5 protein-coding genes are annotated in these 6,593 nt (G+C 43.5%); 2 read left to right on the top strand and 3 right to left on the bottom strand.

What is annotated here, in order from left to right:
• The coding region (locus CAG68_RS20095) for an AraC family transcriptional regulator (RefSeq protein WP_161441569.1) at positions 1–2,858 on the bottom strand (2,858 nt) is incomplete at its 3' end.
• A gap of 202 nt (positions 2,859–3,060) precedes the next feature.
• Positions 3,061–3,948, bottom strand: coding sequence for a zinc ABC transporter substrate-binding protein ZnuA (gene znuA, locus CAG68_RS20090; protein ID WP_086046582.1), 888 nt, complete (start codon positions 3,946–3,948; stop codon positions 3,061–3,063).
• Positions 3,949–4,026: 78 nt separating this feature from the next.
• Between znuA and znuC the strand changes: the two genes are divergently transcribed.
• Complete coding sequence (gene znuC / locus CAG68_RS20085) at positions 4,027–4,815, top strand: zinc ABC transporter ATP-binding protein ZnuC (protein WP_005382185.1); 789 nt, start codon at positions 4,027–4,029, stop codon at positions 4,813–4,815.
• Complete coding sequence (gene znuB, locus CAG68_RS20080) at positions 4,808–5,593, top strand: zinc ABC transporter permease subunit ZnuB (protein WP_005382183.1); 786 nt, start codon at positions 4,808–4,810, stop codon at positions 5,591–5,593. Before znuC ends, znuB begins: the two co-directional genes overlap by 8 nt.
• 119 nt (positions 5,594–5,712) lie before the next feature.
• On the opposite strand, the gene sucD is transcribed toward znuB, so the two are convergent.
• Positions 5,713–6,585 (bottom strand): succinate--CoA ligase subunit alpha, encoded by an 873-nt coding sequence (sucD, locus tag CAG68_RS20075; RefSeq protein ID WP_005382181.1) that lies wholly within the window; start codon positions 6,583–6,585, stop codon positions 5,713–5,715.
• Positions 6,586–6,593 lie beyond the last annotated feature (8 nt).

Raw genomic sequence — 6,593 nt, 5'->3', positions numbered from 1 at the left:
GAGTGATTTAAGTTAGATGGAAGCCCAGTCGCGACTTTATTAGGTAATTGCGTCCCGTAATCAAGAAAGCTCAATGACACAATATCATGCCCCTTTTCTAGCATAATTCTAACCGTTTGACCCCGGAAAGAGCGCTTGATGATATTGGCAAAAATGCTATTGAAAATAACATCAAGATTAAAGCTTTCCAGAGCAACCCGGCTCTGCTTACTCTCATCTTCTAGCTCTACCAAAATACCCGCTTTTGCAAAGTCATCTTGCCATACATCAACCACTGACTGAGTTATCTGACTCAAGTTGTAGTTCTGACTCCCACCACTTACATCACTTGGAACACTTTTGAGTTCATTTAACTGCCAATTCGTTTTAGCCAAATGATCCTCTGTCGCAGTATCCAGAGGCATAGGTAGTTTCGCCACAATAAAGTCGACGCTTGATTTTATGGATAGAGCTACATGGTCTACGAGTAGGTTTCTAACTTGAATCTGTTTACGTAATTGCTGGTTGCTCGTAAGCAACACTCTACTTTGATGTCTTAACTGATTCGTTTTGAGAGTCACTTGAGCTGCTAGATCACGGTTAGCCTGTACAACGTAGCGAGAGCGCCAGAAAACAAGTAATGCGACGACCGCAATACTAGCTACGACAAAGCCTAAAATAGCAAATCGCGATAGATACCAAGGATGAAGGACGATAAAGTGAGATTCTAAACCAACGACTCCAGTGGCAACTTGAGACTCATTACTGACCTGCAAGTGATATTCACCGGAACTAAGGTGCTCGAGTGTCAGTTGGCCCCCCTCTAACGTTTGCCATGGGTCATCGTTGTTCAATCGATAGTACAAATTTTGACTGTCTGGTTTTGGCATCACACCGAATAAAAAACTCAGCGAAGATCCATATGGCAGTGTGAGCCCATTCAGATCGGCACTACCAACTTGCAGAACTTCATTTTCAAGCACTACTTGGCTAACAATAAACTTAGACTCTGGGGGATTAGATACAAGCAGCTTGGATGCTTCTGCTTTTACGAGTCCGTACTTCGACCCCAGAACAAGCTCTCGCTCACCAATTTCTGTCTGCTGTATAACGCTACAAATACCAGGGAGGAACTCATTGTTCATTAAGCCTGATGACGATGAGTAATGTTTCACTAACTCACCCGAAAGGTGGTAATAGCTTAAACCGACAGAGGAAGCTAACCATACACCTTGCCTGTCTCTGATCAAGCAAGCAGGTCTGGCGTTGGGCTCACTCATTTCAACAACACGTTTTTCATCGCTTCGTGTATCAGTTTTAAACACACCATAAGATGAAGCAAACCACTGGCTGCCATCAACCGCCGTGGTCATGTCTAATGATTCACCAAACTTTTCTGAAAAACGGATAAACTGGATGTTGTCATTACTGTATTGGTATACGCCATGATCGGTGCCTATTAATAGGGCGTCTTCAGTATCATATAGGCGCGTAACCTTAGCAGGCAAATACTGACTTACTAGCCACTCACTTCCAAAGTTTCGTACGCTTTGTGCAGCAGTATCAACATTGTAAAGATGGTATCCGCTTGATACCCAAAGACGGTCATCACCATCAACGGTCACATGCTCTACGGCATGTCCAGCCATAACCTGTAAATAAGGAAATGTAATCTTGTTGAGACCATTTAGCTCAAATATTTCCAGCCCTTTTGAGGTTGCAAGCCAAAGCATGCCGTTTTGAAACGCAAATTCATTGATCTGCGACTCCAACTCTAAGACTTGGTTAATCCCACTCTTTCCTGAACGATAAATCTTTCGGTCATCAGCAAACCAAAGCGCACCATCAGGACCTTCAATAGTTTGCCGAATTCGTCCTGATAGGGTGTGTGAGTCATAACTACTAAAGGTCACTCGTTCAAATTTTTTACTAAATAGCGAGTAATAACGAATACCTTGGTTAGTCGCAATCCACATCCCTCCCATATTGTCACTCAACAACGAATAAATCTTCGTGTTATCTAACTCTAACTCAAGAAAACTTGCAGGCGCGACTTCGGTGACCTCACCTGAAAAAAATGAGTACAAATAAAGGCCATGCTCTGTCCCCACCCAATACTCTTGATTTGTCTCTGCGAATGTCAAAACATGTGAGCCGCCAATTCTAATCACTTCTTTATCAGGCTGGTAAATGTTGAAAATTAAAGCGCCACGCAATGTACCTATCAAAATTTCTCTTCGCGTGTGTGAATAATAGACTTTCTCAATGTAGTTTTGACCTGAGGCAGCTACATGGTCAAACTTATCACCTTCAGAAAGATAGAAGCCGGAAGTCGTTGCTAGTGCCCACTTCGTTTCAACTAGCACCGCATCATTAATGTAAACGTAGCTATTATTACTATGTTGATAGAGCTGCAATAGAGAGAAAGAGTTTAACTCGCTAGTGTCGATATTGTAGGTATAGAAATGCGCGCCATCACTCACCCAAATATAGTTCTTTGAAGACCCTATTTTTCTTATTTGTGAGCCTGGATTTAAACTAAAGACTAAACGTCGCTCCTGATTTGGATAAGTTCGATAGACCTCATTTTCAATAAAGGTCCAAAAAGCACCTTTATGATAGGCCAACTGCTTGGCCGACGTTTGTAGGAAGCTACCTGATTTAGGCAATATAGTTTGACCATCGTAAAACAGGACTCTCCCGTGTACGTCATGAATCCACAAACCGCCCTTTTCACCCAAGAACAACTTTTTAGCCGCGATAAAAGTACCCTTTGCCTGAGTTGGCAAAGGGTAAAAGATCGCATTTGCATTATGAAGCGCAAATGCTTGGTAGGATAAGACAAAGCCCAACAGAGCAAGGGCTAATTGGCGTAGCAAGACGAAAACCTTTTGTATCAATTTGTGCTCTGAAAGTGACCGTTCATCGTTTGTAAAACATGGATTGATACGGTTATTTTGAGCTGATAATTATTGGTAATGATATCTCAATTACTTTCTGAGAAAAGGCTCGCCTTACCAAAGGTTGTAATTCTTACTACTGGATCACGTTAAAAAGACTACTCCTACATTACGACAGCACTTAATCTGACTTTTTGTTCAAGCATTGCTCAAAACTATTCGCCATATTGTTGAGAAAAGTAAAGTAACTGCCAGGTTTTGCTTCAATTGTACTCCCTAACGGGTCAAGCTCGCCTTTAGCGACATCACTGCCTCTCATTACGCTCTGAACGACAGCCGGGGTAAACTGAGGTTCAGAAAATACACAAGCCACACCTCCACCACTTAGCTTTTGACGAATTTGAATTAAGGTCTTCGCTCCTGGCTTGCGTTCTGGGCTCACAGTAAAATGCCCCATTTGATTTAGTTCATAACGATCTTCGAAATAACCGTAAGCATCATGGAATACAAAGTAACCTTTGTTTTTTACTGGTGCCAGCTTCTGCTTTATCTGTTGGTCAGTGTCTTTTAGCTCGAGTTCAAACTTTTTGAGGTTCGCTTGATATTGAGCTGCATTTTCCGGATCAAGTGATACAAGTTGATTCACAACAGCCTTGGCCACTTGTTGTGCTTGGCTTACACCTAGCCAAAAGTGCGGATCATGTGAGCCATGATCGTGCCCATCATGGTCATGGTTGTGCTCACTATCAAATTCACGCAATTCTAGATTTGGAATTTGACTAATAGTCAAAGTATTCGATCTATCCGAAACAACTTTCTCTAGAAACGGTTCAAGATCATGTCCGTACCAGATAACCAAATCAGCCGAAGCGACCTTTTTAACATCCGATGGACGCAAAGCATAGTCATGGGGTGATGTGTTAGACTGCAATAGCACGTCTGGTGAAGTTACTCCTTGAGTAAGCTCTGTTACTAACAACTGAATAGGTTTGATACTCGTCAGTACCGTTACCGCCTGTGCTGGCAGTGTTAACATTGCTGAGGCAGCAAGAATTAATGCTCTTTTCATAGTTTTACTTGGGATATGGCGTGGAAAGTGAGATAATGTTACATTATAACATTATTGATTTGCAAATGAGTTTCATTCATGTCTTCCTTAGTCCATCTTGAGCAGTTATGCGTCGAGTTCGATGGCCGCAGAGTTCTCGATAACATTAGTATGGAATTAGAAAAGGGCAAAATAACTACCCTAATTGGTCCCAATGGAGCGGGAAAATCAACGTTAGTCAAAGTTATCTTAGGTCTTCAAAAGCCGACTAGCGGCAAGTTGAACCGACAAAGAAAACTGAAAATTGGTTACGTTCCTCAAAAGTTGAAGCTCAATGACTCCCTTCCATTGAATGTAACCCGCTTCCTAAATTTAGCAGGAAAATACAGTAAGCAGGAGTGCATTGATGCATTAAGGCTTGTTGGCGCTGAACATTTACTTAATAGTAATATGCATCGCTTATCCGGTGGTGAAAACCAACGAGTGTTACTGGCGCGCGCTCTGCTTCAGCGTCCTCAGCTATTAGTATTAGACGAACCAGCTCAGGGGGTGGATATCCAAGGTCAAATCGATCTCTATGACTTAATTGAGAGCATTCGTCACCGCTTTGATTGTGGCGTATTTATGGTATCGCATGACTTACATTTAGTGATGGCGAAAACGGACGATGTTATTTGTCTGCATCACCATGTTTGCTGCTCAGGTTCACCTGCCACTATTACTCAGCACCCTTCTTACATCGCGCTATTTGGCAATGCAGCGAGAGAATCTCTCGCGTTTTATCATCACGACCATGAGCACCATCATCACGATTTATCCGGAACGCCAGTAAGCGGTGATGCGACATCATGCTCCCACCATAAACACGGACATCACCATCATGATTGAGTTTCTCCTACCTTCTATTCTTGCTGGTATTGGTATCGCGATCATTGCCGGTCCACTTGGGTCATTTGTCGTTTGGCGTAAAATGGCTTACTTCGGAGATACCCTAGCTCATGCATCGTTAATGGGCCTAGCGCTGGGCTTCTTGCTCAACGTAAACCTCTACCTTGCCCTACTCGTCTGCTGTTTAGCTCTGGCCGTTTTGCTTGTCACTCTGCAAAAGCAACAACTTGTGGCTACAGACACGTTGTTAGGTATATTGGCACACAGTGCACTCTCTATCGGTTTAGTATCGGTTAGCTTTTTGGAAAACGTGCGCGTCGATTTAATGAGCTACCTATTTGGGGACTTACTTGCCGTCTCTCCACAAGATCTGATGTTTATTTACGCAGGTGTTGTTGCGGTAAGTGCGTGTTTGTACGTCTTTTGGCGCCCGCTGCTTTCTAGCACTGTCAGTGAAGAACTTGCCGCTGTTGAGGGCGTGAATACAGACTTAGTTAGATTGGTATTAATGCTAATGGTGGGTGTAGTAATCGCAGTAGGTATGAAGTTCGTTGGCGCGTTGATCATGACTTCGCTCCTAATTATCCCAGCAGCAACAGCACGTAAAGTCTCTTCATCACCAGAGCAAATGGCATTGTTCGCATCCATTATTGGCTCTGTGGCAGTACTGATGGGGCTTAGCCTATCATGGCACTTCGATACACCGGCCGGCCCTTCCGTAGTGATCAGTGCAACATCCTTATTTATGCTGAGCCAGCTGATTAAAAGCAAAGCATAATCGCATTGAGTATTAAACGCGAAAGACCTTGCTAACAACAAACATAAATCCACGGAAACGGAAAAAGAAAAGCCTGCGAAATCGCAGGCTTTTTAATACTTATTAAGTAGTGTGGTCGATTACCAACCCGTCACTTCACGTAGACCTTGGCCAATCTCTGCTAGAGATTTCACAGTTTTAACGCCAGCCGCTTCTAGTGCAGCGAACTTGTCTTCAGCAGTACCTTTACCACCAGAGATAATCGCACCAGCATGGCCCATACGCTTACCAGGAGGCGCAGTTACACCAGCAATGTAAGAAACCACTGGCTTCGTTACATTTTCTTTAATGTATGCTGCTGCTTCTTCTTCTGCAGTACCACCGATCTCACCGATCATAACGATCGCTTCTGTCTCAGGGTCTTCTTGGAACAGTTTTAGGATATCAATGAAGTTTGAACCCGGGATTGGGTCACCACCGATACCAACACAAGTAGACTGGCCGAAACCTTCGTCAGTGGTTTGTTTAACTGCTTCGTAAGTTAGAGTACCGCTACGAGATACAATACCTACTTTGCCTTTCTTGTGGATGTGACCAGGCATGATACCGATCTTACACTCATCAGGAGTGATAACGCCCGGACAGTTAGGACCAATCATGCGAACGCCAGTTTCTTCTAGCTTCACTTTTACGTCGATCATATCTGTAGTAGGGATACCTTCAGTAATCGTTACGATTAGCTCGATACCCGCGTCAATCGCTTCTAGGATTGCATCTTTACAGAAAGGTGCTGGTACGTAGATGACTGTCGCTGTTGCGCCAGTCGCTTCTACTGCTTCACGAACTGTGTTGAATACAGGAAGACCTAGGTGAGTTTGGCCACCTTTACCTGGAGACACACCGCCAACCATTTGCGTACCGTATGCGATAGCTTGCTCTGAGTGGAAAGTACCTTGACCACCAGTGAACCCCTGACAGATTACTTTAGTGTCTTTGTTAATTAATACAGACATTATTTAGC

The sequence above is a fragment of the Vibrio sp. V42_P2S4T144 genome (genome assembly GCF_009904715.1).
Classification (GTDB): Bacteria; Pseudomonadota; Gammaproteobacteria; order Enterobacterales; family Vibrionaceae; genus Vibrio; species Vibrio alginolyticus.
The sequence above is the reverse complement of the archived record's forward strand: the minus strand, read 5'-3'. Positions and strand labels throughout refer to the sequence as shown.

Coding starts and splice junctions, on each gene's coding strand:
- znuA (WP_086046582.1), bottom strand. CDS start 3,948: ATGAAAAGAGCATTAATTCTTGCTGCCTCAGCAATGTTAACACTGCCA.
- znuC (WP_005382185.1), top strand. CDS start 4,027: ATGTCTTCCTTAGTCCATCTTGAGCAGTTATGCGTCGAGTTCGATGGC.
- znuB (WP_005382183.1), top strand. CDS start 4,808: ATGATTGAGTTTCTCCTACCTTCTATTCTTGCTGGTATTGGTATCGCG.
- sucD (WP_005382181.1), bottom strand. CDS start 6,585: ATGTCTGTATTAATTAACAAAGACACTAAAGTAATCTGTCAGGGGTTC.